Origin of the sequence: Streptomyces sp. NPDC060031 (assembly GCF_042736805.1) — a bacterium.
Lineage (GTDB): Bacteria > Actinomycetota > Actinomycetes > Streptomycetales > Streptomycetaceae > Streptomyces.
Map to the genome: position 1 here is coordinate 40,243 of NZ_JBHWVM010000039.1, position 26,197 is coordinate 66,439.

The following is a 26,197-nucleotide window of genomic DNA, read 5'->3' on the forward strand; positions in this document are numbered from 1 at the left end:
CTCGTGGACTACCAGACGCTGCTGGAGCAGGTCGCGGAGGACATCGTCCCGCTGGTCGGCAGCGGGACGCCCGCCGAGTACATCCCGGCACTCGCGTCCGTGGACCCGGGACAGTTCGGGATGGCGGTCGTCGACCTCGACGGCAACGCCTTCGGGGTGGGCGACTGGCAGGTCCCCTTCTCCACCCAGTCCGTCACCAAGGTCTTCGCCCTGGCCCTCGCGCTCGCCGAGGGCGGCGACAGCCTGTGGGAGCGGGTGGGCCGGGAGCCGTCCGGCAACCCGTTCAACTCCCTCGTGCAGCTGGAGTACGAGAACGGCATCCCCCGCAATCCGTTCATCAACGCGGGCGCGCTCGTCGTCACCGACCGGCTCCAGACCCTGACCGGCGACGCGAGCAGCGAACTCCTGCGCTTCCTGCGGGAGGAGAGCGGCAATCCGGACATCGCCTTCGATGCCGAGGTGGCGGCCTCCGAGCACGAGCACGGTGACCGCAACGCCGCCGTCGCGCACTTCATGGCCAGCTACGGGAACATCGACAACCCCGTGCCGGCCCTGCTCGACCACTACTTCTGGCAGTGCTCCATCGAGATGAGCTGCGCCGACCTGGCCCGCGCAGCCCGCTTCCTGGCCCGGCACGGGCTGCGCGCGGACGGCTCGCGGCTGCTGACGCGCAGCGAGGCCAAGCAGATCAACGCGGTCATGCTGACCTGCGGGACGTACGACGCGGCAGGCGAGTTCGCCTACCGCGTCGGCCTGCCCGGCAAGAGCGGCGTCGGCGGCGGCATCGTCGCGGTCGTGCCCGGCCAGTGCACCCTCGCGGTGTGGAGCCCGGGGCTGGACCCCCAGGGCAACTCCGTCGCGGGTGTGGCGGCCCTCGACCGCTTCACGACCCTGACGGGCCTGAGCGTCTTCTGACGCGCGGGGCGGATGGTGCCGGCGGCATCGGCCGAGTCCAGCCCCGCCGGCATTTGAGGCGGGGGTCTGGGCGGAGCCCCCGAAACGGGGGCAGCTCGCGCAGAGCCCCGTCAGTCCCGTCAGCCCCGTCAGTCCCGTCAGTCCTGGCCGAGCGTCAGCTCGTAGCGGCGGCCGTGGCGCGTGCCGCCGGGCAGGAGGAAGCGCTCCGCCAGGGTCATGCCGAGCCGTTCGGCCACCGCGATCGAGCGCGCGTTCTCGTCGTTGATCATGGCGACGACGTGGGGGACACCGGCCTCCCGGACCCGCTCCAGCGTGGCCAGCGCGGCCGCGTACGCGTACCCCTTCCCCCACGCGGAGCGGCCCAGCCGCCAGCCGATCTCGATCTCGCCGACCGGCCCCCACTCCTTCTCCGCGGGCCACGGCTGCGCGCCCGTGAAGCCGAGCACCGTGTCCTCCTCGTCGAGGAGGGTCCACAGGCAGACGCCGAGCCGTGCGTCGTGCATGCGCTGGCGCGCGGTGAGCTCTTCGTACGCGGACAGCTCGGCGGGCCCGCCGAGGAACTCCATCACGTCCGGGTCGTCGAATGCGCGGTGCCAGGCGTGCGCGTCCTCGTCGGTGGGCACGCGAAGCCGTACGGCGGGCAGCGGCCGGTCCGGCGAGCTGAGCAGGCCGGGCGAGCTGGACGAGCTGGACGAGCTGGGCGAGGGGGTCATCGGGGGCAGCCCTTCGGTTCGCGATCTCTCTCGCTGCATAGACTGCACGTGTCCCGTGCCGTTGGGCACCCTTTATCGAGCCTTCGGGAGACCCCGCAGTGACCGAGCCCCTCTCCGAACACTCCGCGGACGTGATCGTCGTCGGGGCCGGGCCCGCCGGCTCGACCACCGCCTACTACCTCGCCAAGGCCGGACTCGACGTCCTGCTCCTGGAGAAGACGGCGTTCCCGCGCGAGAAGGTCTGCGGCGACGGACTGACCCCGCGCGCCACCAAGCAGCTGGTGGCGATGGGCATCGACATCTCCGAAGAGGCCGGCTGGCTGCGCAACAAGGGCCTGCGGATCATCGGGGGCGGTCAGCGGCTCCAGCTGGACTGGCCGGAACTCGCCTCCTTCCCGGACTACGGACTCGTCCGCAAGCGCGACGACTTCGACGAGACCCTGGCCCGCCAGGCGCAGAAGGCCGGCGCCCGGCTGTACGAGCGCTGCAACGTGGGTGAGCCCGTCCGCGACCCGCGCACCGGCCACATCACCGGCGTGCAGGCCAAGGTCGGCGTGGAGAAGACCCCGGTCGCCTTCCACGCCCCGCTCGTCGTCGCGGCCGACGGCAACTCCTCGCGGCTGTCCCTCGCCATGGGCCTGCACCGGCGCGAGGACCGCCCGATGGGCGTGGCCGTGCGGACGTACTTCACCTCGCCCCGGCACGACGACGACTACCTGGAGTCCTGGCTGGAACTGTGGGACCGGCGCGGCCCGCAGGACCGGCTGCTGCCCGGCTACGGCTGGATCTTCGGCATGGGCGACGGTACGTCCAACGTGGGCCTGGGCATCCTCAACTCCTCCGCCGCCTTCAAGGAGCTGGACTGGCGCGAGGTCCTCAAGGCCTGGTGCGCGTCCATGCCGGAGGACTGGGGCTACACCCCCGAGAACATGACGCAGCCGATCCGCGGCGCGGCCCTGCCGATGGCCTTCAACCGGCAGCCGCACTACACCAAGGGCCTGCTGCTGGTCGGCGACGCGGGCGGGCTCGTCAACCCGTTCAACGGCGAGGGCATCGCGTACGCCATGGAGTCGGGACAGATCGCGGCCGACGTCATCGTGCAGGCCCACGCCCGCGCCACCCCGGCGCAGCGCGAACTGGCGCTGCACAGCTACCCGAAGGTGCTCAAGGAGACCTACGGCGGTTACTACACGCTGGGCCGCGCCTTCGTGAAGCTCATCGGCAACCCGAAGGTCATGAAGGTCGCCACGCAGCGCGGCCTGAGCCACCCGGTGCTGATGAAGTTCACGCTCAAGATGCTGGCCAACCTCACCGACCCGGCCGGCGGCGACGCGATGGACCGCATCATCAACGGCCTCTCGAAGGTGGCACCCAAAGCTTGATCATTCAAGGCCGGGCCGCGCGGCACAAGGCCGAGTGGCCCGGCCTACGCCGGCTGAGCCCTCAAACGTTGACGATCTTCACCCTCGGCGAGCCGGGAAGCTCCTCGGCAGCCTTGCACAGGGCCGGGATGTGCGACTTGTCGGACGTGACGAGCAGTACCGGAGGTGTGCAGAGCGCGGCCGTGGCCACCACGAGTGCGTCCACGAGGCATTCGTGTCCGTCAAGGCCCGAGGCGTCCAGCAGCTTTGCCGCGGCCTCTGTCACCGCGTCGTTGACCGGCGTGACGTCGAATCGGGACAGCAGGAACTGGAGTCGCTTGGCGGCCTCTCCGGTGCGGCGCACCTCCAAGGGCGTCAGGGCGGACAGCGCCACTCGGCGGCCGCTCTGCTGAGCGACCTCGATGCGCGCCCGCATCCCCTCGTCACCGTCGGCGTGCAGTGAAAGCCCTTGGGCGTCCAGGACGAGCGTGCCCTCGCTCTTTGCCTTGGTCTCGAGGCGCTTGCTCACCACTCCTGTTCCGCCTGCCGCCGTGCTTCGGCGGAGACGGGGCCGAACGCCTTGCGGTCAGCGGTCACGACCTCGCGGAGCTTTTGCGCGGCGAGCCATTCCTCCAGGGCTTCGGCCACGACGGAGGAGAAGCCGCTCTTGCCGGCGCGTTCCTCGACTTCCTTGATCAATGACTGGGGGAGCGACACGGATCTCTTGCCGGCCCGCTCGACGGCCTGCGGTGCTACGTGACTGCTCATACCAAAAACGTAACACCGCCGGTAGGAATTTCCTCGTCCGATGGTTGCTTCGGTGGAACCAAGGTGGCCCGAAGGCCTGAGCCGCGGGCCGCCTATTCGTACGGGCCGGCGCAGGCCGATCCGGGCGATCCGGGCGATTCATGCGATGCGTACGGTGCTTCGCCCGAGCGGTGCACGGACCGGATGCACCGGGACAGCAGCACCAGACCGCAGATCAGGAGCGCCGCCGAGGCGGTCCAGCCGAGGCCGAGGGTCACCGGGTGATTCGGCTTGTGCCACGGCCGGGCGGTGGTGAGCAGCCAGCCGCCCATGGCCAGGAGGCCCAGTCCGGCCGCGGCCGGGAGGGCGGTCGGGTCTGCGCCGCTGCCGCCCTGGTCCTCGTACGGCTCGGTGATCATGGATCACCACCTCCTGGGGTGAATCGGGCGTGCGCGCCGCGGTCATCTTCGCAGGGCTTCGGCCCGATCGGTACGCCCCGGCCGCCGGTTGGGACGCGAAAGGGCCGGCACTCCGCCCCCGAGCGGGGGAGTGCCGGCCCTTTCGCGGTGCTCGGACGTGCCTGAAGGCCTCCGGGAGGCGCTCAGGGCAGCGGAGGGCGCCCCTAGGCGCCCGGGCGGCTCAGAGGACGCGGACGGCGCCCGTGGGCTTGTCGTAGCTCAGGGAGCGCTCGACGATGCCCGTGTTGGAGTTCTGCGCGCCGACGAACTTGCCGCCGCCGACGTAGACGGCCACGTGGTACGCGCTGCCCTTGGAGCCCCAGTACAGGATGTCGCCCGGCTCCAGTGCGCTCAGCGACACCGAGGTGCCCGCGGAGGACTGCGCCTGGGACATGCGCGGCAGGGAGATGCCGGCCTGGCGGTACGCGGCCTGGACGAGGCCGGAGCAGTCGAACGAGGACGGGCCGGTGCCGCCCATGACGTACGCCTTGCCGACCTGCGCACGGGCGAAGTTGACGATGGCGGCGGCGGAGCCGGTCGCCGGGGCGGCCACGGAAGCGCCGGAACCGTCGCTGGAGGTCGAGCCGGAGGAAGCCGACTTGGTCGACAGGGAGGCGCGGGCGGAGCTGCGGTTGGCGCGCTCGGCCTCGGCCTTGCGGTCCGCCTCCTCCTTCGCCTTCTGCTCGGCGTCGGCCTGCTGGGCGTCTTCCTTGGCCTTCTTGGCCTCGGCGGCGGCGCCCGTGCGAGCGGTCTCCTCCTGCGCGTGCAGTTCGCCCTCGAGGGCGGCGGCGCGGGTGTTCTCCGCGGCCTTGGTGACGGACGAGGAGACCTCGGCGGCCAGGTCCATGCTGAGGACCGGCATCTCGTGCGTCGTCTCGGTCGCGGGCTCGGCGGCCGTGGCCGCGTTCGCCGTGCCCGCCATGGCCAGGGTGCTGAGGACGCCACCGGCAACTCCGGCACGGACCGCGAGCTTCGAGGCGCTGCGGCGGGGCTTCCGGTGGCTGGGTATGTGAGCGGTGTGGGACATGAGTACAACCGCTATCAGGGGGTTGCGGTTCCCTTCAAGAAACGTGGTCTGCGCCACAGTTGCGCGCGAAGCGGGCTAACCGGGCGCTTCGGGAGTCTTATTGACGCTGTAACGGACCAATCGGACAAGCTTCCGCAAGCCTGTGATCATGGGTTTTCTGCAATAAGTCCGAATTGACCCTCGACCTACCATCCCTCCCCACAGATGGCCAAGCCCCCTTTCGCCGGTGCGAATTCGGAGTGGCACAGGTCACAGGAACGTCACGCTGTGCGGACGCTGTGGCCGGTTCGTGATCCCGCTGTGAAGTGGCCGGCGGATCCGGGGCCCGGGTTCGTGAACGGACGCACGCGTCCACCCCCGTACGCGGACCCTCCCCCGGCCGGGCGATGGCGATCGCTTTATCACCACGGCCGCCGCGCCGCCAATTTGCCTGCACGGGCCACGGTTTGATAGTGCGACACCTCTTCCACCTGCGGCGACGAGGTCGGATGTCACCTTTGGTGATCATGTGGATGCTTCGCGTACGAAGATCACCACTCATCGGACTTCATGATCGTTCGTCAGGTGGTGGAGATCACAAACTCGTTGTTGCAACCCGTGTCGCAGATCACAGAGGACCGGGCATAAGATGCGCACCAGTCCGGCTTGTGAACTGCCTCACATGCGCCGGCAGCGGTCCAACGGTCAAGGACGACTGGAAGGAGCGAGGAGCGTGAATGCGTACGCGCCCATCCTCGTGCTCGGCGCCCTCGGCGCAGGGTTTGCGATCTTCTCCGTGGTCATGGCCACGCTGATCGGCCCAAAACGGTACAACCGGGCAAAGCTTGAAGCCTACGAGTGCGGCATCGAACCCACTCCGATGCCGGCCGGCGGCGGCCGCTTCCCCATCAAGTACTACCTGACGGCGATGCTCTTCATCGTCTTCGACATCGAGATTGTCTTCCTCTACCCCTGGGCGGTCACGTTCGACTCGCTGGGGATCTTCGGGCTCGTCGAGATGCTCCTCTTCGTGCTCACCGTCTTCGTCGCCTACGCCTACGTCTGGCGCCGCGGCGGCCTGGAATGGGACTGAGGGGCTGAATTTTCCATGGGACTGGAAGAGAAGCTGCCGAGCGGCTTTCTGCTGACCACCGTCGAACAGGCCGCGGGCTGGGTGCGCAAGTCATCCGTCTTCCCCGCGACCTTCGGCCTGGCCTGCTGCGCCATCGAGATGATGACCACCGGGGCGGGCCGGTACGACCTGGCCCGCTTCGGCATGGAGGTCTTCCGCGGTTCCCCGCGCCAGGCCGACCTGATGATCGTGGCGGGCCGGGTCAGCCAGAAGATGGCGCCGGTGCTGCGGCAGGTGTACGACCAGATGCCCGCTCCCAAATGGGTCATTTCCATGGGGGTCTGCGCATCTTCGGGCGGAATGTTCAACAACTACGCGATCGTCCAGGGCGTCGACCACATCGTCCCGGTGGACATCTACCTGCCCGGCTGCCCGCCCCGCCCCGAGATGCTGATGGACGCGATTCTCAAGCTCCACCAGAAGATCCAGGGATCGAAGCTCGGCGTGAACCGGGAAGAGGCGGCCCGCGAGGCGGAGGAGGCGGCCCTCAAGGCCCTCCCCACCATTGAGATGAAGGGGCTCCTGCGGTGAGCGACGACCCGGCCGTGGAGAACGGCAACAACGTGCCCGCACCCAGGGCCTCCGCCGGGCCCGAGGTGATCGGCGTCCGCAAGGGCATGTTCGGCGCCGACAACGGCGGCGACACCAGCGGCTACGGCGGCCTCGTGCGCACCGTGGCGCTGCCCGGCGCGAGCGCCCGCCCGTACGGCTCGTACTTCGACGAGGTCGTCGACGAGCTCGAAGGGGCCCTGGAGGAGCAGGACCTGCTTCCCGCGAACGCCATCGAGAAGGTGGTCGTCGACCGCGGCGAGCTGACGCTCCACATCGCCCGCGAGCACCTCGTACGGGTGGCCTCCACCCTGCGCGACGACCCGGCGCTGCGCTTCGAACTCTGCACCGGCGTCAGCGGGGTGCACTTCCCCGGTGACAAGGGCCGCGAGCTGCACGCCGTCTACCACCTGCGCTCGCTCACCCACGGCCGGATCGTGCGGCTGGAGGTGTCCGCACCGGACAGCGACCCGCACGTCCCCTCGCTCGTGAAGGTCTACCCGACCAACGACTGGCACGAGCGCGAGACGTACGACTTCTTCGGCCTGGTCTTCGAAGGGCACCCGGCCCTCACCCGGATCATGATGCCGGACGACTGGCAGGGCTTCCCGCAGCGCAAGGACTACCCGCTCGGCGGCATCGCCATCGAGTACAAGGGCGCCCAGATTCCGGCTCCCGACCAGCGGAGGTCGTACAGCTGATGTCCACCTCACACCACGCCTCTGCGCGCGAGACCACCGAAGGCACGGTCTACACCGTCACGGGCGGCGACTGGGACGAGATCGTCCAGTCGGCGGTCCGCGCGGACGACGAGCGGATCGTCGTCAACATGGGTCCGCAGCACCCGTCCACCCACGGAGTGCTCCGCCTGATCCTGGAGATCGACGGCGAGACGGTCACCGAGGCCCGCTGCGGCATCGGCTACCTGCACACCGGAATCGAGAAGAACCTCGAATTCCGCAACTGGACGCAGGGCACCACCTTCGTCACGCGCATGGACTACCTGACGCCGTTCTTCAACGAGACGGCGTACTGCCTCGGCGTCGAGAAGCTGCTCGGCATCACCGACCAGATCCCGGACCGGGCCACCGTCCTGCGCGTCCTGCTGATGGAGCTCAACCGGCTCTCCTCCCACCTGGTGTGCATCGCCACCGGCGGCATGGAGCTGGGCGCGACCACGATCATGATCTACGGGTTCCGCGACCGCGAGCTGATCCTCGACGCCTTCGAGCTCATCTCCGGCCTGCGCATGAACCACGCGTTCGTCCGCCCCGGCGGCCTCGCGCAGGACCTGCCCCCGGGCGCCGTGGACCAGCTGCGCGACCTGGTGAAGACCCTGAAGAAGAACCTGCCGGAGTACGACAAGCTCGCCACCGGCAACCCCATCTTCAAGGCCCGCATGCAGGACGTCGGCTACCTCGACCTCACCGGCTGCATGGCGCTGGGCGCCACCGGCCCGGTCCTGCGTTCCGCCGGCCTGCCGCACGACCTGCGCAAGACGGACCCGTACTGCGGATACGAGACGTACGAGTTCGACGTGCCGACGACCGAGTCCTGCGACTCCTACGGGCGGTTCCTGATCCGCCTGGAGGAGATGCGCCAGTCGCTGCGGATCATCGAGCAGTGCCTGGACCGGCTGGTGCCGGGTCCGGTCATGGTCGCCGACAAGAAGATCGCCTGGCCGGCGCAGCTCGCGATGGGCCCGGACGGGCTCGGCAACTCGCTCGACCACATCAAGCAGATCATGGGCACTTCCATGGAGTCCCTCATCCACCACTTCAAGCTGGTGACCGAGGGCTTCCGGGTGCCGGCCGGACAGGCGTACGCGGCGGTCGAGTCGCCCAGGGGCGAACTCGGCGTCCACGTCGTCTCCGACGGCGGCACCCGCCCCTTCCGGGTCCACTTCCGCGACCCGTCCTTCACCAACCTGCAGGCCATGGCCGCGATGTGCGAGGGCGGCCAGGTCGCCGACGTCATCGTCGCCGTCGCCTCCATCGACCCCGTGATGGGAGGCGTCGACCGATGACAGACGTCCAACTGGGGATGCCGCAGCTGCCCGCCCCCGACTACCCGGCCGACGTACGCGCCCGGCTCGAAGCGGACGCGCAGGAAGTCATCGCCCGCTACCCCGACAGCCGCTCCGCGCTGCTGCCGCTGCTGCACCTGTGCCAGTCCGAGGAGGGCCACGTCTCGCGCACCGGCATCCGTTTCTGTGCCGAGGTGCTGGGCCTGACCACCGCCGAGGTCACGGCCGTGGCCACCTTCTACACGATGTACCGGCGGCGCCCCTCGGGCGATTACCAGGTCGGCGTCTGTACCAACACGCTGTGCGCGGTGATGGGCGGCGACGCCATCTTCGAGGAGCTCAAGGAGCACCTCGGGGTGGGCAACAACGAGACCACCCCCGACGGCAAGGTCACCCTCGAACACATCGAGTGCAACGCGGCCTGCGACTACGCCCCCGTGGTGATGGTCAACTGGGAGTTCTTCGACAACCAGACCCCCGAGTCCGCCAAGGCGATGGTGGACGACCTGCTGGCCGGCCGCCCCGTCGAGCCGACCCGGGGCGCGCCGCTGTGCACGTACAAGGAGACCGCCCGGATCCTGGCGGGCTTCCCCGACGAGCGCGAAGGCGCGGTCGAGGCGAGCGGCGGCGCGGGCCCCGCCTCCCTGACCGGCCTGCGCATCGCGCGCGGCGAGTCCCCGCACGCCCCGATCGTGCACCCGCGCGGCGAGGCCACCACCGAGGGAGGGGAGTGATGACCGTGTCCTCCAAGGAAAGCCACGGGGGCACCTCCCAGCCACAGGCCGGGGGAGGCACGAGCCCGGAGAAGCTCCTCGCGCCCGTGCTCTCGGCCTTCTGGGACGAGCCCGAGTCGTGGACGCTGGAGACCTACCGGCGCCACGAGGGGTACGAGGGCCTGCGCAAGGCACTCGCGATGACCCCGGACGACCTCATCGCGTACGTGAAGGACTCGGGCCTGCGCGGACGCGGCGGCGCGGGCTTCCCCACCGGAATGAAGTGGCAGTTCATCCCGCAGGGCGACGGAAAGCCGCACTACCTCGTCGTGAACGCGGACGAGTCGGAGCCGGGAACCTGCAAGGACATCCCCCTTCTCTTCGCCAACCCGCACTCCCTCATCGAGGGAATGATCATTGCCTGTTACGCGATCCGGTCGGAGCACGCCTTCATCTACCTGCGCGGCGAGGTCGTGCCGGTGCTGCGGCGCCTGCACGAGGCGGTGCGCGAGGCGTACGAGGCGGGCTACCTCGGGGAGAACATTCTCGGGAGCGGGCTGAAGCTCGACATCACGGTGCACGCGGGAGCGGGCGCGTACATCTGCGGCGAGGAGACGGCACTCCTCGACTCCCTCGAAGGCCGGCGCGGTCAGCCCCGGCTGCGTCCCCCCTTCCCTGCCGTCGAGGGGCTCTACGCGTGCCCCACTGTCGTCAACAACGTCGAGTCCATCGCCTCGGTTCCCGCGATCCTGAACAGGGGCAAGGACTGGTTCAAGTCGATGGGGACCGAGAAGTCCCCCGGCTTCACGCTGTATTCGCTCTCCGGGCACGTCGTCGGCCCCGGCCAGTACGAGGCCCCGCTCGGCATCACCCTGCGCCAGCTCCTCGACATGAGCGGCGGGATCCGGCCGGGCCACCGGCTGAAGTTCTGGACCCCGGGCGGCTCCTCCACCCCCATGTTCACGGAGGAGCACCTCGACGTCCCGCTCGACTACGAGGGCGTGGGCGCGGCCGGCTCGATGCTCGGCACCAAGGCCCTGCAGTGCTTCGACGAGACGACCTGCGTGGTGCGGGCGGTGACCCGCTGGACCGAGTTCTACGCCCACGAGTCCTGCGGCAAGTGCACACCCTGCCGCGAAGGCACGTACTGGCTGGTGCAGTTGCTGCGCGACATCGAGGCCGGCAAGGGCGTGATGTCCGACCTCGACAAGCTGAACGACATCGCCGACAACATCAACGGCAAGTCCTTCTGCGCCCTCGGCGACGGCGCCGCCAGCCCGATCTTCTCCTCGCTCAAGTACTTCCGCGAGGAGTACGAGCAGCACATCACGGGCAAGGGCTGCCCCTTCGACCCCAGGAAGTCGACCCTCTGGGCTGACGGTCCCAAGAAGAACTCCGAGGTGAACGCATGACCGTCACCACGAACGGTCCCGCCGGTGGCGGCGAAGCCGCCGTACCGCCGGAGAACACGGTGTCCCTGACCATCGACGGCATGGAGCTGTCGGTGCCCAAGGGCACCCTGGTGATCCGGGCCGCCGAGCAGATCGGCATCGAGATCCCCCGGTTCTGCGACCACCCCCTCCTCGACCCGGTCGGCGCCTGCCGCCAGTGCATCGTCGAGGTCGAGGGCCAGCGCAAGCCGATGGCCTCCTGCACCATCACCTGCACCGACGGCATGGTCGTCAAGACGCAGCTGACCTCCGAGGTCGCCGAGAAGTCCCAGCGCGGTGTGATGGAGCTGCTGCTCATCAACCACCCGCTGGACTGCCCGGTCTGCGACAAGGGCGGCGAGTGCCCCCTGCAGAACCAGGCGATGTCGCACGGCAACGCGGAGTCCCGTTTCGAGGGTCAAAAGCGCACGTACGAGAAGCCGGTGCCGATCTCCGCCCAGGTGCTGCTGGACCGCGAGCGGTGCGTGCTGTGCGCGCGCTGCACGCGCTTCTCCAACCAGGTGGCCGGCGACCCGATGATCGAACTCCTGGAGCGCGGCTCGCTCCAGCAGGTCGGCATCGGCGAGGGCGACCCGTTCGAGTCGTACTTCTCCGGCAACACCATCCAGATCTGCCCGGTCGGCGCGCTCACCTCGGCCGCCTACCGGTTCCGCTCCCGCCCGTTCGACCTCGTCTCCTCCCCGAGCGTGTGCGAGCACTGCGCGGGCGGCTGCGCGACCCGTACCGACCACCGCCGCGGCAAGGTGCTGCGCCGGCTGGCCGCGGATGACCCCGAGGTCAACGAGGAGTGGATCTGCGACAAGGGCCGCTTCGGGTTCCGCTACGCGCAGCGCCCCGACCGGCTCACCACCCCGCTGGTGCGCGGCGCCGACGGGGTCCTCGCCCCGGCGAGCTGGCCCGAGGCCCTGGAGGCGGCGGCGAACGGCCTCGCCGCCGCGCGCGGCCGGGCCGGTGTGCTGACCGGCGGCCGGCTCACCGTCGAGGACGCGTACGCGTACGCCAAGTTCGCCCGCGTGGTGCTCGACACCAACGACATCGACTTCCGGGCCCGCGTGCACAGCGCGGAGGAGGCCGAGTTCCTGGCCGCCACCGTGGCCGGCACCGGCAAGGACCTCGACGGGGACGGGGTGACGTACTCCTCGCTGGAGGCGGCGCCCGCGGTGCTGCTCGTCGGCATCGAGTCCGAGGAGGAGGCCCCCGGGGTCTTCCTGCGGCTGCGCAAGGCCCACCGCAAGCACAAGCAGCGGACCTTCGCCCTCGCCCCCTTCGCCACCCGCGGCCTGGAGAAGGCGGGCGGCACCCTGCTGGCCGCCGCCCCCGGCACCGAGCCCGAGTGGCTGGCCGCGCTGGCCTCCCGCTCCGGTCTGGAGCAGGGCGGCCACGCGGCCGCCGACGCGCTGCGCGAGAAGGGCGCCGTCATCGTGGTCGGGGAGCGCCTCGCGGGTGTGCCCGGCGCGCTGACCGCCGCCGTACGGGCGGCCGCCGCGACCGGCGCCCGCCTGGTGTGGATCCCGCGCCGGGCCGGTGAGCGGGCCGCCGTCGAGGCGGGCGCGCTGCCGTCCCTGCTGCCGGGCGGCCGTCCGGCCACCGACCCGCGGGCCCGCGACGAGGTCGCCACCGCGTGGGGCCTGGACGAACTCCCGCACCGCTACGGGCGCGACACCGGCCAGATCGTCGGGGCCGCGGCGGGCGGGGAGCTCTCCGCCCTGCTGGTCGCGGGCGTCGAGGTGACGGACCTGCCGGACCCGGTCCGCGCGCGGGTCGCCCTCCAGGAGGCCTTCGTGGTCTCGCTGGAACTGCGGCCCAGTGAGGTCACCGACCACGCGGACGTGGTGTTCCCCGTCGCGGCGGTCGCCGAGAAGTCGGGCGCGTTCATCAACTGGGAGGGCAGGGTCCGGCCGTTCGAGGCCGCGCTGAAGCCCGAGCAGATGACCCGCCGGCTGGCCCCCGCCGACTCGCGGGTGCTGCACATGCTGGCCGACGCGGCCGACCGCCCGATCGCGCTGCCCGACGTACACGCCGTGCGCCGGGAGCTGGAGCGGCTCGGTCCGTGGGGCGGGGAACTCGCCTCCGAGCAGTCCACCGACCCGGTGGCGCTGCCGCGGCCGGGGGCGGGCGAGGCGGTCCTCGCGGGCCACCGGCTGCTGCTCGACCTGGGCCGGCTGCAGGACGGCGACGACGCCCTGGCCGGCACCCGGCACGAGGCGAGCGCCCGGCTGTCGGCCGCGACGGCCGCGGAGACGGGCGTGAAGAACGGCGACGTCCTCGCGGTGACCGGTCCGGCCGGCTCCGTGGAACTGCCGCTGCGGATCACCGAGATGCCCGACCGGGTGGTCTGGCTCCCGCTGAACTCCACCGGCTCCGGAGTCATCGCCGACACCGGGGCCCTGCCGGGCGGCCTCGTCCGGATCGGGCCGGCCACCCCGGCGGACGCCGGCGACACCACTGCGGAGGTGGACGCGTGAACGCGGTACCCGGTGACTTCGTACAGCTTGCCGCCGAGGACCTTTCCCTCTTCGGCCGGGACGTCTGGTGGCTCGTCGTCGTCAAGGCGGTGTTCTGCTTCGCCTTCCTGATGGTGACCGTGCTGTTCTCCATCGTGTGGGAGCGCAAGGTCGTCGCCTGGATGCAGCTGCGCATCGGCCCCAACCGGCACGGCCCCTGGGGCATGCTCCAGTCGCTCGCCGACGGCGTGAAGCTCATGCTGAAGGAAGACGTCATCGTCAAGCGGGCCGACAAGGTCGTCTACGTCCTGGCCCCGATCATCGCGGCGATCCCGGCCTTCATGGCCATCGCGGTGATCCCCTTCGGCCCCTCGGGCAACGAGGTGTCGATCTTCGGCCAGCGCACCACGATGCAGCTGACCGACCTGCCGATCGCGATGCTCTACATCCTCGCGGTGGCCTCGGTCGGCATCTACGGCATCGTGCTCGCCGGCTGGTCCTCCGGCTCGACCTACCCGCTGCTCGGCGGCCTGCGCTCCTGCGCGCAGATGATCTCGTACGAGATCGCGATGGGCGCGGCCTTCGCCTCGGTCTTCCTCTACTCCGGGTCGATGTCGACCTCGGCGATCGTGGAGGCCCAGGCGGACCGCTGGTACATCGTCCTGCTGCCGGTCTCCTTCATCATCTACGTCATCACGATGGTCGGCGAGACGAACCGCGCCCCCTTCGACATGCCGGAGTCCGAGGGCGACCTGGTCGGCGGCTTCAACACCGAGTACTCCTCCATCAAGTTCGCGCTGTTCATGCTGGCCGAGTACGTCAACATGGTCACCGTCTCGGCGGTCTCGGTCACCCTCTTCCTCGGCGGCTGGCGGGCGCCGGCGCCGATCTCCACGTACTGGGAGGGCGCCAACCACGGCTGGTGGCCGATGCTCTGGTTCGTCCTCAAGGTCCAGCTGCTGCTGTTCTTCTTCATCTGGCTGCGCGGCACGCTGCCGCGCGTGCGCTACGACCAGCTGATGAAGCTCGGCTGGAAGGTCCTGATCCCGGTCTCCGTGGTGTGGCTGATGCTGGTCGCCACCGTCCGCGCGCTGCGGAACGAGAACTACGACTTCCAGGAGATCGTGCTCTACGTCGGCGGCGGCGTCATCGCGCTCCTGCTGCTGTCCTTCGTCGCGGACCTCTTCCGCGACAAGAAGGAGAAGGCGGCCTCGCAGGAGGCCGGACAGGCGGCGGCCGACGCGCCGTTCGACCCGATGGCGGGCGGGTTCCCCGTACCGCCCAAGCCCGGCCAGCACCTGGCACCCGTACCGCGTCGACGGCCCCGCTCCGAGCGGGAGCTGATGGTCAGTGGCGGCGTGAACACCGAGAGTGACCGAGAGGAGGGTGGTGAGAATGTCTGACGCCGACAAGGGCGAGAAGTGGCAGAACCCGGTGGCAGGCTTCGGCGTGACCTTCAAGGCCATGTTCAAGAAGCGCCTCACCGAGCAGTACCCGGAGCAGCAGAAGACCACCGCTCCGCGCTTCCACGGACGCCACCAGCTCAACCGCCACCCGGACGGTCTGGAGAAGTGCATCGGGTGCGAGCTGTGCGCCTGGGCCTGTCCCGCCGACGCGATCTACGTGGAGGGTGCGGACAACACCGAGGAGGAGCGCTACTCCCCGGGTGAGCGGTACGGGCGGGTCTACCAGATCAACTACGCCCGCTGCATCCTGTGCGGGCTGTGCGTGGAGGCGTGCCCGACGCGGGCGCTGACCATGACGAACGAGTTCGAACTGGCCGACTCCAGCCGCGAATCGCTCATCTACACCAAGGAGCAGCTGCTGGCCGGCCTGACCGAGGGCATGGTCGAGGCACCGCATTCGATCTTCCCCGGCACGCAGGACACGGACTACTACCGCGGGCTGGTGACCGGGGCCGCCCCGGGCACGGTCCGGCAGGTCGCCGTCTCCAAGGGCGAGAGCGCCCCCGTCGCGCAGGACGCCGCCGAGGAGGTGGGGGCATGAGCGCCATCGCCGCCGCCGGCGCCTCGGTGACCTCCTCCGGTGAGGCAGTGCAGTTCTGGATCCTGGGCACCGTCGCCGTCATCGGCGCCCTGTCCACGATCCTGATGAAGAAGGCCGTGCACAGCGCCCTGAGCCTGGCCGGGACGATGATCATCCTGGCGGTCTTCTACCTCGCCAACGGGGCGTACTTCCTGGGCATCGTCCAGGTCGTCGTCTACACCGGCGCGATCATGATGCTGTTCCTCTTCGTGGTCATGCTCGTCGGCGTCACCGCCGCGGACTCGCTGCAGGAGACGATCAAGGGGCAGCGCTGGCTGGCCGCCCTGTGCGGGACCGGTTTCGGCATCCTGCTGATCGCCGGCCTCGCCAACGCCAAGCTCACCCACTTCAACGGGCTCGGCCGGATCAATTCCGGCGGGCACGTCGAAGGCCTGGCCACGCTCATCTTCACCAAGTACGTGTTCGCCTTCGAGATCACCGGCGCCCTGCTGATCACGGCGGCCGTCGGCGCGATGGTGCTCACGCACCGCGAGCGCACCGAGCGGGCCGCCACCCAGCGCGAGCTCGCCGAGCGCCGCGTACGCGAGGGCGTGCAGCTCCCGCCGCTGCCCGCGCCGGGTGTCTACGCCCGGCACAACGCGGTGGACGTCGCCGGCCTGCTGCCGGACGGCACCCCGTCCGAGCTGACCGTGAACAAGACGCTGCGCGCCCGCGGTCAGATCCGCGACGTGTCGAGCGAGTCGCTGGACAACCTGAAGGCGCTGGAGCAGGCCTCGTCCGAGCGGCTCGGCCGTGAGGAGGCCTCGAAGTGAACCCGGTCAACTACCTGTACCTGGCCGCGCTGCTGTTCACCATCGGAGCGGCCGGAGTCCTGATCCGGAAGAACGCGATCGTGCTGTTCATGTGCGTCGAGCTGATGCTCAATGCCTGCAACCTCGCCTTCGTCACCTTCTCCCGGATGCACGGCAACCTCGACGGCCAGATCATCGCGTTCTTCACGATGGTCGTCGCCGCCGCCGAGGTCGTGGTGGGCCTCGCGATCATCGTGTCGCTGTTCCGTACCCGCCATTCGGCCTCGGTCGACGACGCCAGCCTGATGAAGCTGTAAGGGGTCGCTGTGGAGAACCTGATTGCGCTGCTGGTAGCGGCGCCCCTGCTCGGAGCGGCGGTGCTGCTGTGCGGCGGCCGGCGTCTCGACAAGGCCGGCCACTGGATCGGCACCCTGCTCGCGGCCGTCTCCTTCGGCATCGGCGTGAGCCTCTTCGCCGACATGCTGGGGCGCAGCGCCGAGGACCGCACGCTGTACCAGCGCCTGTACACCTGGATCCCCGTCGAGGGCTTCCAGGCCGACATGGCCTTCCAGCTGGACCAGCTGTCGATGACCTTCGTCCTGCTGATCTCCGGGGTGGGCACGCTCATCCACGTGTACTCGATCGGGTACATGGAGCACGACGAGCGCCGCCGCCGCTTCTTCGGCTACCTCAACCTGTTCGTCGCGGCGATGCTGCTGCTCGTCATCGCCGACAACTACCTGCTGCTGTACGTCGGGTGGGAGGGCGTGGGCCTCGCCTCGTACCTGCTCATCGGCTTCTGGCAGCACAAGCCCAGCGCGGCCACCGCCGCCAAGAAGGCCTTCCTGGTCAACCGGGTCGGCGACATGGGCCTGTCGATCGCGATCATGCTGATGTTCACCACCTACGGCACCTTCGCCTTCGGTCCGGTGCTCGGCTCGGCGGACGCCACCTCCGAGGGCAAGCTGACGGCCATCGGCCTGATGCTGCTGCTGGCCGCCTGCGGCAAGTCGGCCCAGGTGCCGCTGCAGTCCTGGCTCGGCGACGCGATGGAGGGCCCGACCCCGGTCTCGGCCCTGATCCACGCGGCGACCATGGTCACCGCCGGCGTGTACCTCATCACCCGGTCCGGGGCGATCTTCAACGGGGCGCCGGACGCGCAGACCGCGGTGGTCGTGGTCGGCGCGGTCACGCTGCTCTTCGGTGCGATCGTCGGTTGCGCGAAGGACGACATCAAGAAGGCCCTCGCGGGCTCGACGATGTCGCAGATCGGCTACATGATCCTGGCGGCCGGCCTCGGCCCGATCGGGTACGTCTTCGCCATCATGCACCTGGTGACGCACGGCTTCTTCAAGGCCGGCCTCTTCCTCGGCGCCGGTTCGGTCATGCACGGCATGAACGACGAGGTCGACATGCGCAAGTACGGCGGCCTGCGGACGTACATGCCGGTCACCTTCGTCACCTTCGGTCTCGGCTACCTGGCGATCATCGGCTTCCCCGGCCTGTCCGGCTTCTTCTCCAAGGACCTGATCATCGAGGCGGCCTTCGCGAAGGGCGGCACCGAGGGCTGGATCCTCGGCGGGGTCACCCTGTTGGGCGCCGGCATCACCGCCTTCTACATGACCCGCGTCATGCTCCTCACCTTCTTCGGCGAGAAGCGGTGGCAGCCGGACGCAGAGGGCCACGAGCCGCACCCGCACGAGTCCCCGAAGTCCATGACCATCCCGATGATCATCCTGGCGTTCGGATCGGTCTTCGCCGGCGCGTTCTTCGAGATCGGCGAGCGGTTCCTCAAGTGGCTGGAGCCCGTCACCGGTTACGAGCACGGAAACCCGCCGGTCAGCGCCCTGACGGTGACGCTGTCGACCATGGTCGTCCTCGTCGTCGGCGTCGGGATCGCCTGGTCGATGTACGGGCGGAGGCCCGTCCCGGTCGTCGCCCCGCGCGGCTCGCTCCTGACCCGGGCGGCCCGGCGGGACCTGCTCCAGGACGACTTCAACCACGTCGTGCTGGTGCGCGGCGGAGAGCACCTGACCCGCTCGCTCGTGTACGTCGACCACAGCCTGGTCGACGGAGTGGTCAACGGGACGGCCGCTTCGGTCGGCGGGCTCTCGGGCCGGCTGCGCAAGCTGCAGAACGGCTACGCCCGCAGCTACGCGGTCTCGATGTTCGGGGGCACGGCGATCCTGATCGCCGCGACCCTGCTGATGAGGGCGGTGTGAAATGAGTTTCCCGCTTCTGACGGTGACGGCCGCGGTTCCCGCGGTCGGCGCGGTCCTGACGGCGGCCGTCCCGGCCGCCCGCCGGACCGCGGCCAAGTGGCTCGCGCTGCTCTTCTCGCTGGCGACACTGGCCCTGGCCGTGCTCGTCGCGGTCCGGTTCGAGCCCGGTGGCGACCGCTACCAGCTCACCGAGTCCCACGCCTGGATCGCCGACTTCGGCGTCCGCTACGAACTGGGCGTGGACGGCATCGGGGTGGCGCTCATCGCGCTCACCGCCCTGCTGATCCCCTTCGTGATCGGGGCGGGCTGGCACGACGCCGACCCCCTGGAGACGCACTCCTCGCGCTGGCGCCCGACCCAGGGCTTCTTCGCCCTGATCCTGCTGGTCGAGGCGATGGTGGTCATCTCCTTCGAGGCCACCGACGTCTTCCTCTTCTACATCTTCTTCGAAGCCATGCTCATCCCGATGTACTTCCTCATCGGCGGCTTCGGGGACCGGGCGCACTCGGGCTCGGACGAGAACGCGGCCGCGCAGCGCTCGTACGCGGCCGTCAAGTTCCTCCTCTACAACCTGGTCGGCGGCCTGATCATGCTCGCCGCCGTCATCGGGCTGTACGTGGTCGCCGGGAACTTCTCGCTCCAGGAGATCGCCGCCGCCCGCGCCGCGGGCACGCTCGACATGGCGACCAACACCGAGCGGCTGCTGTTCCTCGGCTTCTTCTTCGCCTTCGCGGTGAAGGCCCCGCTGTGGCCGCTGCACACCTGGCTGCCGAACGCGATGGGCGAGGCCACCGCCCCGGTGGCCGTGCTGATCACCGCGGTCGTCGACAAGGTCGGCACCTTCGCGATGCTCCGCTTCTGCCTCGGGCTCTTCCCCGAAGCCAGCAAGTGGGCCACGCCGGTCATCCTGGTCCTGGCCCTGATCAGCATCGTCTACGGGGCGCTGCTCGCGGTCGGGCAGCGGGACATCAAGCGGCTGGTCGCGTACGCGTCGATCTCGCACTTCGGCTTCATCATCCTGGGCATCTTCGCGATGACCTCCCAGGGCCAGTCGGGCGCGACGCTGTACATGGTCAACCACGGACTCTCGACGGCCGCGCTGATGCTGGTCGCCGGCTTCCTGATCTCGCGGCGGGGCTCGCGGCTCATCGCCGACTACGGCGGCGTGCAGAAGGTGGCGCCGGTCCTGGCCGGCACCTTCCTGATCGGCGGTCTCGCGACCCTGTCGCTGCCGGGCCTGGCGCCGTTCGTCAGTGAGTTCCTGGTCCTGGTCGGCACGTTCGCCCGGTACCCGGTGGTCGGCATCATCGCCACCTTCGGCATCGTGCTGGCCGCGCTCTACACGCTGGTGCTCTACCAGCGCACCATGACCGGCCCCGTGAAGGAGGAGGTCCGGGCGATGCCGGACCTGCGCCTGCGGGAGGTGCTGGTGGTCGCCCCGCTGATCGCGCTGCTGATCGGGCTCGGCGTCTACCCGAAGGTGCTGACGGACATCGTCAACCCGGCGGTGGAGCACACCATGTCGGATGTGAAGCAGTCGGACCCGAAGCCCGAGGTGGCTGTCGAGGCCAAGAATGGGGAGGCGGCGAAGTGAGCACCATGACTGCTGCCCAGAGCCTGCTGACGCTGGCGGCGGGGGAGCCGATCGACAAGATCCCGGCCCCGCACATCGAGTACGCGCAGCTCTCGCCCACACTGATCGTGCTGGGAGCGGCGATCGTCGGAGTCCTCGTCGAGGCCTTCGTACCGCGCAAGTCCCGTTACTACGTCCAGGTGTTCCTCGCCGTCGCCGCGCTGGCCTCGGCCTTCGCGGCGGTCGTCGGTCTCGCCGCCGGCGGGTACGGGAGCAGCAAGGCGCACATCGCGGCCATGGGGGCCGTGGCGGTGGACGGCCCGGCGCTGTTCCTGCAGGGCACCATCCTGCTGGCCTCGGTCGTCGCGATCTTCACCTTCGCCGAGCGGCGCCTGGACCCGGCCGCCCACGGCAACCGGGTCGACTCCTTCGCCGCGCAGGCGGCGTCCGTACCGGGCAGCGACAGCGAGAAGGCGGCCGTCAAGGCCGGCTTCACCACGACCGAGGTCTTCCCGCTGGCACTGTTCGCGGTCTCCGGCATGCTGATCTTCCCGGCGGCCAACGACCTGCTGACGCTGTTCGTGGCCCTGGAGGTCTTCTCCCTCCCGCTGTACCTGCTCTGCGCCGTCGCCCGCCGCCAGCGGCTGATGTCGCAGGAGGCCGCGGTGAAGTACTTCCTGCTCGGCGCCTTCTCCTCCGCCTTTCTCCTCTTCGGCATCGCGCTGGTCTACGGGTACGCGGGCTCCGTCTCGTACGCGGTGATCGCCGACGTGGTGGACGGCAGCGTCGCGCGGATCGACCCGGCGCTGGCCGACACCATGGGCAATGACGCGCTGCTGCTGATCGGCGGCGCCCTGCTGCTGACGGGCCTGCTCTTCAAGGTCGGCGCGGTCCCCTTCCACATGTGGACCCCGGACGTCTACCAGGGCGCCCCGACGCCGGTCACCGGCTTCATGGCGGCGGCGACGAAGGTGGCCGCCTTCGGCGCGCTGCTGCGCCTCCTGTACGTGGTCCTGCCGGGTCTGCGGTGGGACTGGCGGCCGGTGATGTGGGGCGTGGCCATCGTCACGATGCTGGCGGGCGCGGTGATCGCCGTGACCCAGACCGACGTGAAGCGGCTGCTGGCGTACTCCTCGATCGCGCACGCGGGCTTCATCCTGGCCGGTGTGATCGCGACCTCGGCGGAGGGCGTCAAGTCGGTGCTCTTCTACCTGGGCGCGTACTCCTTCGTGACGATCGGCGCCTTCGCGGTGGTCACGCTGGTGCGCGACGCGGGCGGCGAGGCGACGCACCTGTCCAAGTGGGCGGGGCTGGGACGGCGTTCGCCGCTGACGGCGGCCGTCTTCGCGGTGTTCCTGCTGGCCTTCGCCGGCATCCCGCTGACGTCCGGCTTCGCCGGCAAGTTCGCCGTCTTCAAGGCGGCGGCGGAGGGCGGTGCGGGAGCGCTGGTCGTGGTCGGTGTCATCTCGTCCGCGATCGCCGCGTTCTTCTACATCCGGGTCATCGTGCTCATGTTCTTCAGCGAGCCGAAGGCGGACGGCCCGACGGTGGCCGTGCCCTCGCCGCTGACGATGACCACGATCGCGATCGGCGTCGCGGTCACCCTGGTCCTGGGCGTGGCCCCGCAGTACTTCCTGGACCTGGCGGGACAGGCGAGCACGTTCGTCCGCTGACCCGGTTTCGCGCATGCGTCAGGGCCCGGCTCCCCTTGGGACAGCCGGGCCCTGACGCATGTGGAAACGAGTCTGCGGACTCCCGAAGATCAGGCTCCGTCGCCGCTCGCTTCAAGACCGTCCTCACGGGTGATGGCCGTGTCCGGCGGTGGACGCGGCGCCTGCCGCCTTGGGGCAGGTCAGGGCGGGGTTCCAGTTGTGGAAGCGGCCGGCCGGGTTGTCCTCGTACGCCCACATGTGGAGGTCGTAGTGCTTGGGCATGCCCGCCCAGTGGCCCGGCATGGGGCCGTCGAACGGCAGGCCGAACATGCTCGGCCTGTCGTCGGTGGTCTTCAGGTCCTGGTCCCCGTCGGTGGACATCCACTCCACGGTCTGGAGCCTGCGACGGCCGTGCCGGTCCTTGTGGGTGCTGTAGAGGAGCGCGGTCGGCTTGCCGGGGTCCTTCGAACCCCAGTTGGCTTCCTTGACGTAGTGGTAGCCCATGGAGCCCACCCCGAACGGGTTGGTCATGCATGCCTCGCCGTGCGGGACGTACCCGTCCTTGATGGCCTCCCGCTCGTCCACGTACTTGGCCGTCGCCCGGAACGCCGTCACCATGTCCCTCATGGCCCGCTTGTTCCTCGGGTCGGGTGCGGGCCCCTCGACGCCGTGGGCGGGCGCGACGGCGGCCAGGCCGAGCGAGACGGCGGCCGCGCAGGTCAAGAAGGCCTTGCGGGTGCGGAGGGGCATCGGAACTCCTGCCGTTCGGGGGCTTTCGTCCACCATCCAGGCGCCGTGGCCGGGCTGCACGCGGCACGCCTCCAAACGGGGTCCCCCGCGCACCGTTCAGGCGAAGGCTCGTCAGAGTGGGCCTAGCCGCGGGAGGCGTACGCCCGGACGTCCGCGTCCGGGTCGGCCGTGGCCGCGTCGAGGGCCGCGGCGGCCGCCGGGGTGGTGCGGTGGGCCAGCAGGGCGAGGACCGCGGCCTTGCGGACGTCCGCGTTGGCATCGGCCAGGGCCGCCGCCAACGGGCCGACCGCCGCCCGCGGTCCGGCCGCCGCGAGGGCCGCCGCGGCCCCCGCCCGCACCTGCCAGGCCGGGTCCGCCAGCGCGGCCACCGCGGTGCCCGCGTACGGGGCCGGGCAGCCGGTCGACGCCAGCGCCGCCAGGGCCGCGCCCCGTACCAGCGGGTCAGGGTCCGACAGCAGCGGCTCCAGCGGGCCGGGTGCTGCCCCGCGTACGGAGGCCAGGCCCTTGGCCACCGCCACGCGGACCTCGCGGGCCGGATCCCCGGCGGCCCGCGCCAGCTCCGCGGTCGCGTCCACCGAGACCAGCGCCCGTACCGCGTGGATGCGGACCTCCACGTCGGCGTCCGCGAGGGACGGCGCGTACCGGTCCGCGTCGCCCAGCCGCAGCGCCCGCAGGGCCTCCAGTGCGGCCGAGCGCACCGCGGGGTCGGCGACGGCCAGGGCCGCGTGCAGGGCGGCGGCCAGTTCCGGGTCCGCGGGGAGCACCTCCAGCAGCTCGCGCAGGGCGGCCGCCGCCGCGGCGCGCACGGTCGGCGCGGCGTCGGCCAGCCGGGCGGCCAGCGCCGGGCCCGCGCCCGCCGGGACGCTCTCGCCGATCGCGGCCACGGCGGCGGCCCGTACCGAGGCGTCGGGGTCTTCGAGGTAGGCCCGCAGGGCGTCCAGGTCGGGGGACTCCTCCGCCAGGGCGAGGAGTTCCAGGATCCGCGGCGAGGAGGGCGCGCCGCCGGATCCGCCGGCGCCCCCGGCGGGCCGCCCCGCCGGACGCGCCGCCGGGGCGGTCTCCCGGGGTCCGGCCGTCGCCACGGGCAGCAGGGACACCTCGCCGAGGTGCCGGGAGGGGCCGCCCGTCGGGGTGAACTCCGGGACGGGCACGAGGTACGGCTCCACCGGCCGGGCCGTGAACTCCATCGCCCCGGAAGCCGACTTGCGCAGGTCCAGGTGGTGCAGCCAGCCCGCGTCGTCCCGCTTCGGATGGTCGAGGCGCTCGTGGTAGAGCCCCCACCGCGACTCGGTGCGCGCCAGTGAGGACCGGGCCGCCATCTCCGCGCAGTCCCGGATGAAGGACACCTCGGCGCAGCGCATCAGCTCGTGCGGGGTGGTGGCCCCCATCAGCGCGATCTCGCCGGTCATCCGGTCGAAGGCCGCCACGGCCAGCGACAGTTTCGCGCCCGTCTTGGGCGGGGCCACGTAGTCGTTCACGAAGCGCCGCAGCTTGTACTCCACCTGCGGCTGCGGCGGGCCCCCGGGGTGGCGCAGCGGCCGGTAGATCAGCTCGTGCGCCGCCGCCAGCTGGTCCGCCGGCAGGGCGCCCTCGTACGGGCGGTACCGCGCGGCGTCCTCGCCCGCCAGGTCTCCGAAGACGAAGGCCCCGATCATGTAGTTGTGCGGTACGGAGGCCAGGTCCCCGGCGGCGTACAGGCGCGGCACGGTGGTGCGGGCCCGCTCGTCCACCCGTACGCCGGAGGCCGAGTGGCCGCCGCACAGACCGATCTCCGAGATGTGCATCTCGACGTCGTGCGTGCGGTAGTCGTGGCCGCGGCCCGCGTGGAAGGTGCCGCGGGTGGGGCGCTCGGTGGTGTGCAGGATCGATTCGAGGGAGGCGACCGACTCCTCCGGCAGGTGGCTGAGCTTGAGGTACACCGGCCCCCGGTCCGAGTCGAGTTCGGCCGCGAACTCGGCCATCATCTGCCCGGACCAGTAGTCGGAGTCCACGAAGCGCTCGCCGTGCCGGTTGACCTGGTAGCCGCCGAAGGGGTTCGCGACGTACGCGCACGCCGGACCGTTGTAGTCCTTGATCAGCGGGTTGATCTGGAAGCATTCGATCCCGGTCAGCGCCGCGCCCGCGTGGTACGCCATCGCGTACCCGTCCCCGGCGTTGGTGGGGTTCTCGTACGTCCCGTACAGGTATCCGGAAGCCGGCAGTCCGAGCCGCCCGCACGGGCCCGTCGCCAGGATCACGGCCCCCGCCCGGACGGTCACGAAGGCGCCGGTACGGGTGTTGAAGGCGGCCGCGCCGATCGCCCGGCCGTCCTCGGGCGAGGTGAGGACCCGTACCGGCATCACCCGGTTCTCGATGCGGATCAGCTCGCGCATCTCGCGGCGGCGCAGCTGCCGGTAGAGGACCTTCTTGACGTCCTTGCCCTCGGGCATGGGCAGCACGTACGAGCCCGAGCGGTGGACCTGGCGCACCGCGTACTCGCCGTGCTCGTCCTTCTCGAACTTCACCCCGTACGACTCCAGTCGCCGCACCATCGCGAAGCCGCGGGTGGCGGTCTGGCGGACGGTGGACTGGTCGACGATGCCGTCATTGGCGCGGGTGATCTCGGCGACGTAGTCGTCCGGTTCGGCGCGGCCGGGTACGACGGCGTTGTTGACCCCGTCCATGCCCATGGCGAGGGCGCCGGAGTGCCGTACGTGCGCCTTCTCCAGGAGCAGCACCCGGGCGCCGCGCCCGGCCGCGGTCAGCGCCGCCATCGTGCCGGCGGTGCCGCCGCCGATGACGAGGACGTCGCAGGAGATTTCCTCGGCTTCGTCGAGGGCGGGGATGTCCATGGTGCGGCCCTTCAGAGTGAGTTGATGATCTGTTGCCGGAGTGCGGCGGGTACGGCGGCGCGGTCGCGCGGGTGCGGTACGGGCACCACCTCGCCGGCGGCGAGCAGCGCGACGCGGTCGCCGAGGAACAGGGCCTCGTCGACGTCGTGGGTGACGAAGACGACCGTCGCTCCGGTGCCGGCCAGCACGTCCACGAGGAGGTCCTGCATCTCGGCGCGGGTCTGGGCGTCGAGCGCGCCGAAGGGCTCGTCCATCAGGACGGCGCGGGGGCGTGCGGCGAGGGCGCGGGCCAGCTGCACGCGCTGGCGCTGTCCGCCGCTGAGCTGGTGCGGGAGCCGGTTCGCGTGCGCGGCGAGCCCGACCCGCTCCAGCCACTGCTCGGCGGCGCGCCGCCGCTCGGCGCGCGGCAGCCGCCCGCCGCCGATCGCGAGGGGGAGTTCGACGTTGGCCCGGACCGTGCGCCAGGGGAGCAGGGCATCGTCCTGGAAGACCAGCGCCCGGTCGGCGTGCGGTCCGGTGACCGGGGCGCCGTCCTGCTCCACCGAGCCGCCGAGCGGCGCCAGCAGCCCGGCCAGTGTGCGCAGCAGCGTGGACTTCCCGCAGCCGGACGGGCCCACGACGGCCAGCACCTCGCCGGGCTCGACGGTGAGGTCGATCCCGTCGAGGACCGCGCCGCCCCGGTGGCCGAGCCGGGCGCCGCGCAGCGCGAGCCGCGCCCCGCGGGCCTCGGCGGCGGTCCGGGTGCCGCTCTGGGTGTCGGTCAGGCTCACGGGGCCACCTCTCGGGTTCGGGTCTGCGGAGCCGGCGGCGCGAGGCCGCGGTCCGGCAGGGGCGCCGCCGCCCGGGGGCCGCGCAC

General features: G+C 70.7%; 24 protein-coding genes. 16 read left to right on the forward strand and 8 right to left on the reverse strand.

Features of this window, described 5'->3' with window-relative positions; translation table 11 throughout:
• Positions 1 to 3 precede the first annotated feature (3 nt).
• The gene (locus ACFWB8_RS19205; RefSeq protein ID WP_385227957.1) at positions 4 to 915 is read left to right on the forward strand and encodes a glutaminase; all 912 of its coding nucleotides are present in this window, start codon (positions 4 to 6) and stop codon (positions 913 to 915) included.
• Between the two features lie 137 nt (positions 916 to 1,052).
• Here ACFWB8_RS19205 and ACFWB8_RS19210 read toward each other — a convergent pair whose 3' ends face one another.
• Entirely contained in the window at positions 1,053 to 1,628 is a 576-nt protein-coding gene (locus ACFWB8_RS19210) for a GNAT family N-acetyltransferase (protein WP_385227960.1), read from the reverse strand.
• Positions 1,629 to 1,726: 98 nt separating this feature from the next.
• Here ACFWB8_RS19210 and ACFWB8_RS19215 point away from each other — a divergent pair, with 98 nt between their 5' ends.
• Complete coding sequence (locus ACFWB8_RS19215) at positions 1,727 to 3,010, forward strand: geranylgeranyl reductase family protein (protein ID WP_385227963.1); 1,284 nt, start codon at positions 1,727 to 1,729, stop codon at positions 3,008 to 3,010.
• A gap of 61 nt (positions 3,011 to 3,071) precedes the next feature.
• Here ACFWB8_RS19215 and ACFWB8_RS19220 read toward each other — a convergent pair whose 3' ends face one another.
• The 4 genes from ACFWB8_RS19220 to ACFWB8_RS19235 form a co-directional block, all read right to left on the reverse strand.
• Complete coding sequence (locus ACFWB8_RS19220; protein ID WP_385227965.1) at positions 3,072 to 3,518, reverse strand: DNA-binding protein; 447 nt, start codon at positions 3,516 to 3,518, stop codon at positions 3,072 to 3,074.
• Positions 3,515 to 3,757 carry a hypothetical protein gene (locus ACFWB8_RS19225; protein ID WP_385227968.1) on the reverse strand — a complete coding sequence of 81 codons (243 nt, stop codon included), beginning with the start codon at positions 3,755 to 3,757 and terminating at the stop codon, positions 3,515 to 3,517. The genes ACFWB8_RS19220 and ACFWB8_RS19225 overlap by 4 nt, the downstream gene beginning before the upstream one ends.
• 92 nt (positions 3,758 to 3,849) lie before the next feature.
• A complete protein-coding gene (locus ACFWB8_RS19230; RefSeq protein WP_385227971.1) occupies positions 3,850 to 4,155 on the reverse strand; it encodes a hypothetical protein in 306 nt (101 codons plus the stop codon).
• A gap of 220 nt (positions 4,156 to 4,375) precedes the next feature.
• Positions 4,376 to 5,221 (reverse strand): C40 family peptidase, encoded by an 846-nt coding sequence (locus ACFWB8_RS19235; protein WP_385227974.1) that lies wholly within the window; start codon positions 5,219 to 5,221, stop codon positions 4,376 to 4,378.
• Between the two features lie 712 nt (positions 5,222 to 5,933).
• Between ACFWB8_RS19235 and ACFWB8_RS19240 the strand changes: the two genes are divergently transcribed.
• The 14 genes from ACFWB8_RS19240 to nuoN are packed head-to-tail and all read left to right on the forward strand — an operon-like array spanning position 5,934 to position 21,781.
• Positions 5,934 to 6,293, forward strand: a complete 360-nt coding sequence (locus ACFWB8_RS19240) for an NADH-quinone oxidoreductase subunit A (protein ID WP_190182942.1) — start codon at positions 5,934 to 5,936, stop codon at positions 6,291 to 6,293.
• 15 nt (positions 6,294 to 6,308) lie between these two features.
• Complete coding sequence (locus ACFWB8_RS19245; protein WP_007265818.1) at positions 6,309 to 6,863, forward strand: NADH-quinone oxidoreductase subunit B family protein; 555 nt, start codon at positions 6,309 to 6,311, stop codon at positions 6,861 to 6,863.
• Entirely contained in the window at positions 6,860 to 7,582 is a 723-nt protein-coding gene (locus tag ACFWB8_RS19250; RefSeq protein WP_385227979.1) for an NADH-quinone oxidoreductase subunit C, read from the forward strand. The genes ACFWB8_RS19245 and ACFWB8_RS19250 overlap by 4 nt, the downstream gene beginning before the upstream one ends.
• Positions 7,582 to 8,907 (forward strand): NADH-quinone oxidoreductase subunit D, encoded by a 1,326-nt coding sequence (locus ACFWB8_RS19255; RefSeq protein WP_385227982.1) that lies wholly within the window; start codon positions 7,582 to 7,584, stop codon positions 8,905 to 8,907. Before ACFWB8_RS19250 ends, ACFWB8_RS19255 begins: the two co-directional genes overlap by 1 nt.
• Positions 8,904 to 9,641: an NADH-quinone oxidoreductase subunit NuoE gene (gene nuoE / locus ACFWB8_RS19260; RefSeq protein WP_385227985.1), complete on the forward strand. Its 738-nt coding sequence runs from the start codon at positions 8,904 to 8,906 to the stop codon at positions 9,639 to 9,641. The genes ACFWB8_RS19255 and nuoE overlap by 4 nt, the downstream gene beginning before the upstream one ends.
• A complete protein-coding gene (gene nuoF / locus ACFWB8_RS19265; protein ID WP_385227988.1) occupies positions 9,641 to 11,032 on the forward strand; it encodes an NADH-quinone oxidoreductase subunit NuoF in 1,392 nt (463 codons plus the stop codon). The genes nuoE and nuoF overlap by 1 nt, the downstream gene beginning before the upstream one ends.
• Positions 11,029 to 13,536: an NADH-quinone oxidoreductase subunit G gene (locus ACFWB8_RS19270; protein WP_385227991.1), complete on the forward strand. Its 2,508-nt coding sequence runs from the start codon at positions 11,029 to 11,031 to the stop codon at positions 13,534 to 13,536. Before nuoF ends, ACFWB8_RS19270 begins: the two co-directional genes overlap by 4 nt.
• Complete coding sequence (gene nuoH / locus ACFWB8_RS19275; protein ID WP_385227994.1) at positions 13,533 to 14,918, forward strand: NADH-quinone oxidoreductase subunit NuoH; 1,386 nt, start codon at positions 13,533 to 13,535, stop codon at positions 14,916 to 14,918. Before ACFWB8_RS19270 ends, nuoH begins: the two co-directional genes overlap by 4 nt.
• The gene (nuoI, locus tag ACFWB8_RS19280) at positions 14,911 to 15,522 is read left to right on the forward strand and encodes an NADH-quinone oxidoreductase subunit NuoI (protein ID WP_385227997.1); all 612 of its coding nucleotides are present in this window, start codon (positions 14,911 to 14,913) and stop codon (positions 15,520 to 15,522) included. The genes nuoH and nuoI overlap by 8 nt, the downstream gene beginning before the upstream one ends.
• Positions 15,519 to 16,334, forward strand: coding sequence for an NADH-quinone oxidoreductase subunit J (locus tag ACFWB8_RS19285; protein WP_385228000.1), 816 nt, complete (start codon positions 15,519 to 15,521; stop codon positions 16,332 to 16,334). Before nuoI ends, ACFWB8_RS19285 begins: the two co-directional genes overlap by 4 nt.
• Positions 16,331 to 16,630, forward strand: coding sequence for an NADH-quinone oxidoreductase subunit NuoK (gene nuoK / locus ACFWB8_RS19290; RefSeq protein ID WP_007265827.1), 300 nt, complete (start codon positions 16,331 to 16,333; stop codon positions 16,628 to 16,630). Before ACFWB8_RS19285 ends, nuoK begins: the two co-directional genes overlap by 4 nt.
• 9 nt (positions 16,631 to 16,639) lie before the next feature.
• Positions 16,640 to 18,535: an NADH-quinone oxidoreductase subunit L gene (nuoL, locus tag ACFWB8_RS19295; RefSeq protein WP_385228005.1), complete on the forward strand. Its 1,896-nt coding sequence runs from the start codon at positions 16,640 to 16,642 to the stop codon at positions 18,533 to 18,535.
• 1 nt (position 18,536) lies between these two features.
• Positions 18,537 to 20,129 carry an NADH-quinone oxidoreductase subunit M gene (locus tag ACFWB8_RS19300; RefSeq protein ID WP_385228009.1) on the forward strand — a complete coding sequence of 531 codons (1,593 nt, stop codon included), beginning with the start codon at positions 18,537 to 18,539 and terminating at the stop codon, positions 20,127 to 20,129.
• A gap of 5 nt (positions 20,130 to 20,134) precedes the next feature.
• A complete protein-coding gene (gene nuoN, locus ACFWB8_RS19305; protein WP_385228030.1) occupies positions 20,135 to 21,781 on the forward strand; it encodes an NADH-quinone oxidoreductase subunit NuoN in 1,647 nt (548 codons plus the stop codon).
• A gap of 123 nt (positions 21,782 to 21,904) precedes the next feature.
• Here nuoN and ACFWB8_RS19310 read toward each other — a convergent pair whose 3' ends face one another.
• The 3 genes from ACFWB8_RS19310 to ACFWB8_RS19320 all read right to left on the reverse strand — a co-directional run bounded on the left by ACFWB8_RS19310 (position 21,905) and on the right by ACFWB8_RS19320 (position 26,111).
• Positions 21,905 to 22,510 (reverse strand): hypothetical protein, encoded by a 606-nt coding sequence (locus ACFWB8_RS19310; protein WP_385228012.1) that lies wholly within the window; start codon positions 22,508 to 22,510, stop codon positions 21,905 to 21,907.
• A gap of 122 nt (positions 22,511 to 22,632) precedes the next feature.
• A complete protein-coding gene (locus tag ACFWB8_RS19315) occupies positions 22,633 to 25,341 on the reverse strand; it encodes a fumarate reductase/succinate dehydrogenase flavoprotein subunit (protein ID WP_385228015.1) in 2,709 nt (902 codons plus the stop codon).
• An 11-nt stretch (positions 25,342 to 25,352) separates the two neighbouring features.
• On the reverse strand, positions 25,353 to 26,111 hold the full coding sequence (locus tag ACFWB8_RS19320; RefSeq protein ID WP_385228018.1) for an ABC transporter ATP-binding protein: 759 nt from the start codon (positions 26,109 to 26,111) through the stop codon (positions 25,353 to 25,355).
• Between the last annotated feature and the right edge of the window lie 86 nt (positions 26,112 to 26,197).

Bases quoted from the DNA above. Each gene is read 5' to 3' on its own strand.
- ACFWB8_RS19210 (WP_385227960.1), bottom strand. From the start codon at position 1,628: ATGACCCCCTCGCCCAGCTCGTCCAGCTCGTCCAGCTCGCCCGGCCTG.
- ACFWB8_RS19225 (WP_385227968.1), bottom strand. From the start codon at position 3,757: ATGAGCAGTCACGTAGCACCGCAGGCCGTCGAGCGGGCCGGCAAGAGA.
- ACFWB8_RS19230 (WP_385227971.1), bottom strand. From the start codon at position 4,155: ATGATCACCGAGCCGTACGAGGACCAGGGCGGCAGCGGCGCAGACCCG.
- ACFWB8_RS19235 (WP_385227974.1), bottom strand. From the start codon at position 5,221: ATGTCCCACACCGCTCACATACCCAGCCACCGGAAGCCCCGCCGCAGC.
- ACFWB8_RS19245 (WP_007265818.1), top strand. From the start codon at position 6,309: ATGGGACTGGAAGAGAAGCTGCCGAGCGGCTTTCTGCTGACCACCGTC.
- ACFWB8_RS19255 (WP_385227982.1), top strand. From the start codon at position 7,582: ATGTCCACCTCACACCACGCCTCTGCGCGCGAGACCACCGAAGGCACG.
- nuoE (WP_385227985.1), top strand. From the start codon at position 8,904: ATGACAGACGTCCAACTGGGGATGCCGCAGCTGCCCGCCCCCGACTAC.
- nuoF (WP_385227988.1), top strand. From the start codon at position 9,641: ATGACCGTGTCCTCCAAGGAAAGCCACGGGGGCACCTCCCAGCCACAG.
- ACFWB8_RS19270 (WP_385227991.1), top strand. From the start codon at position 11,029: ATGACCGTCACCACGAACGGTCCCGCCGGTGGCGGCGAAGCCGCCGTA.
- nuoI (WP_385227997.1), top strand. From the start codon at position 14,911: ATGTCTGACGCCGACAAGGGCGAGAAGTGGCAGAACCCGGTGGCAGGC.
- ACFWB8_RS19285 (WP_385228000.1), top strand. From the start codon at position 15,519: ATGAGCGCCATCGCCGCCGCCGGCGCCTCGGTGACCTCCTCCGGTGAG.
- ACFWB8_RS19300 (WP_385228009.1), top strand. From the start codon at position 18,537: ATGAGTTTCCCGCTTCTGACGGTGACGGCCGCGGTTCCCGCGGTCGGC.
- nuoN (WP_385228030.1), top strand. From the start codon at position 20,135: ATGACTGCTGCCCAGAGCCTGCTGACGCTGGCGGCGGGGGAGCCGATC.
- ACFWB8_RS19310 (WP_385228012.1), bottom strand. From the start codon at position 22,510: ATGCCCCTCCGCACCCGCAAGGCCTTCTTGACCTGCGCGGCCGCCGTC.
- ACFWB8_RS19315 (WP_385228015.1), bottom strand. From the start codon at position 25,341: ATGGACATCCCCGCCCTCGACGAAGCCGAGGAAATCTCCTGCGACGTC.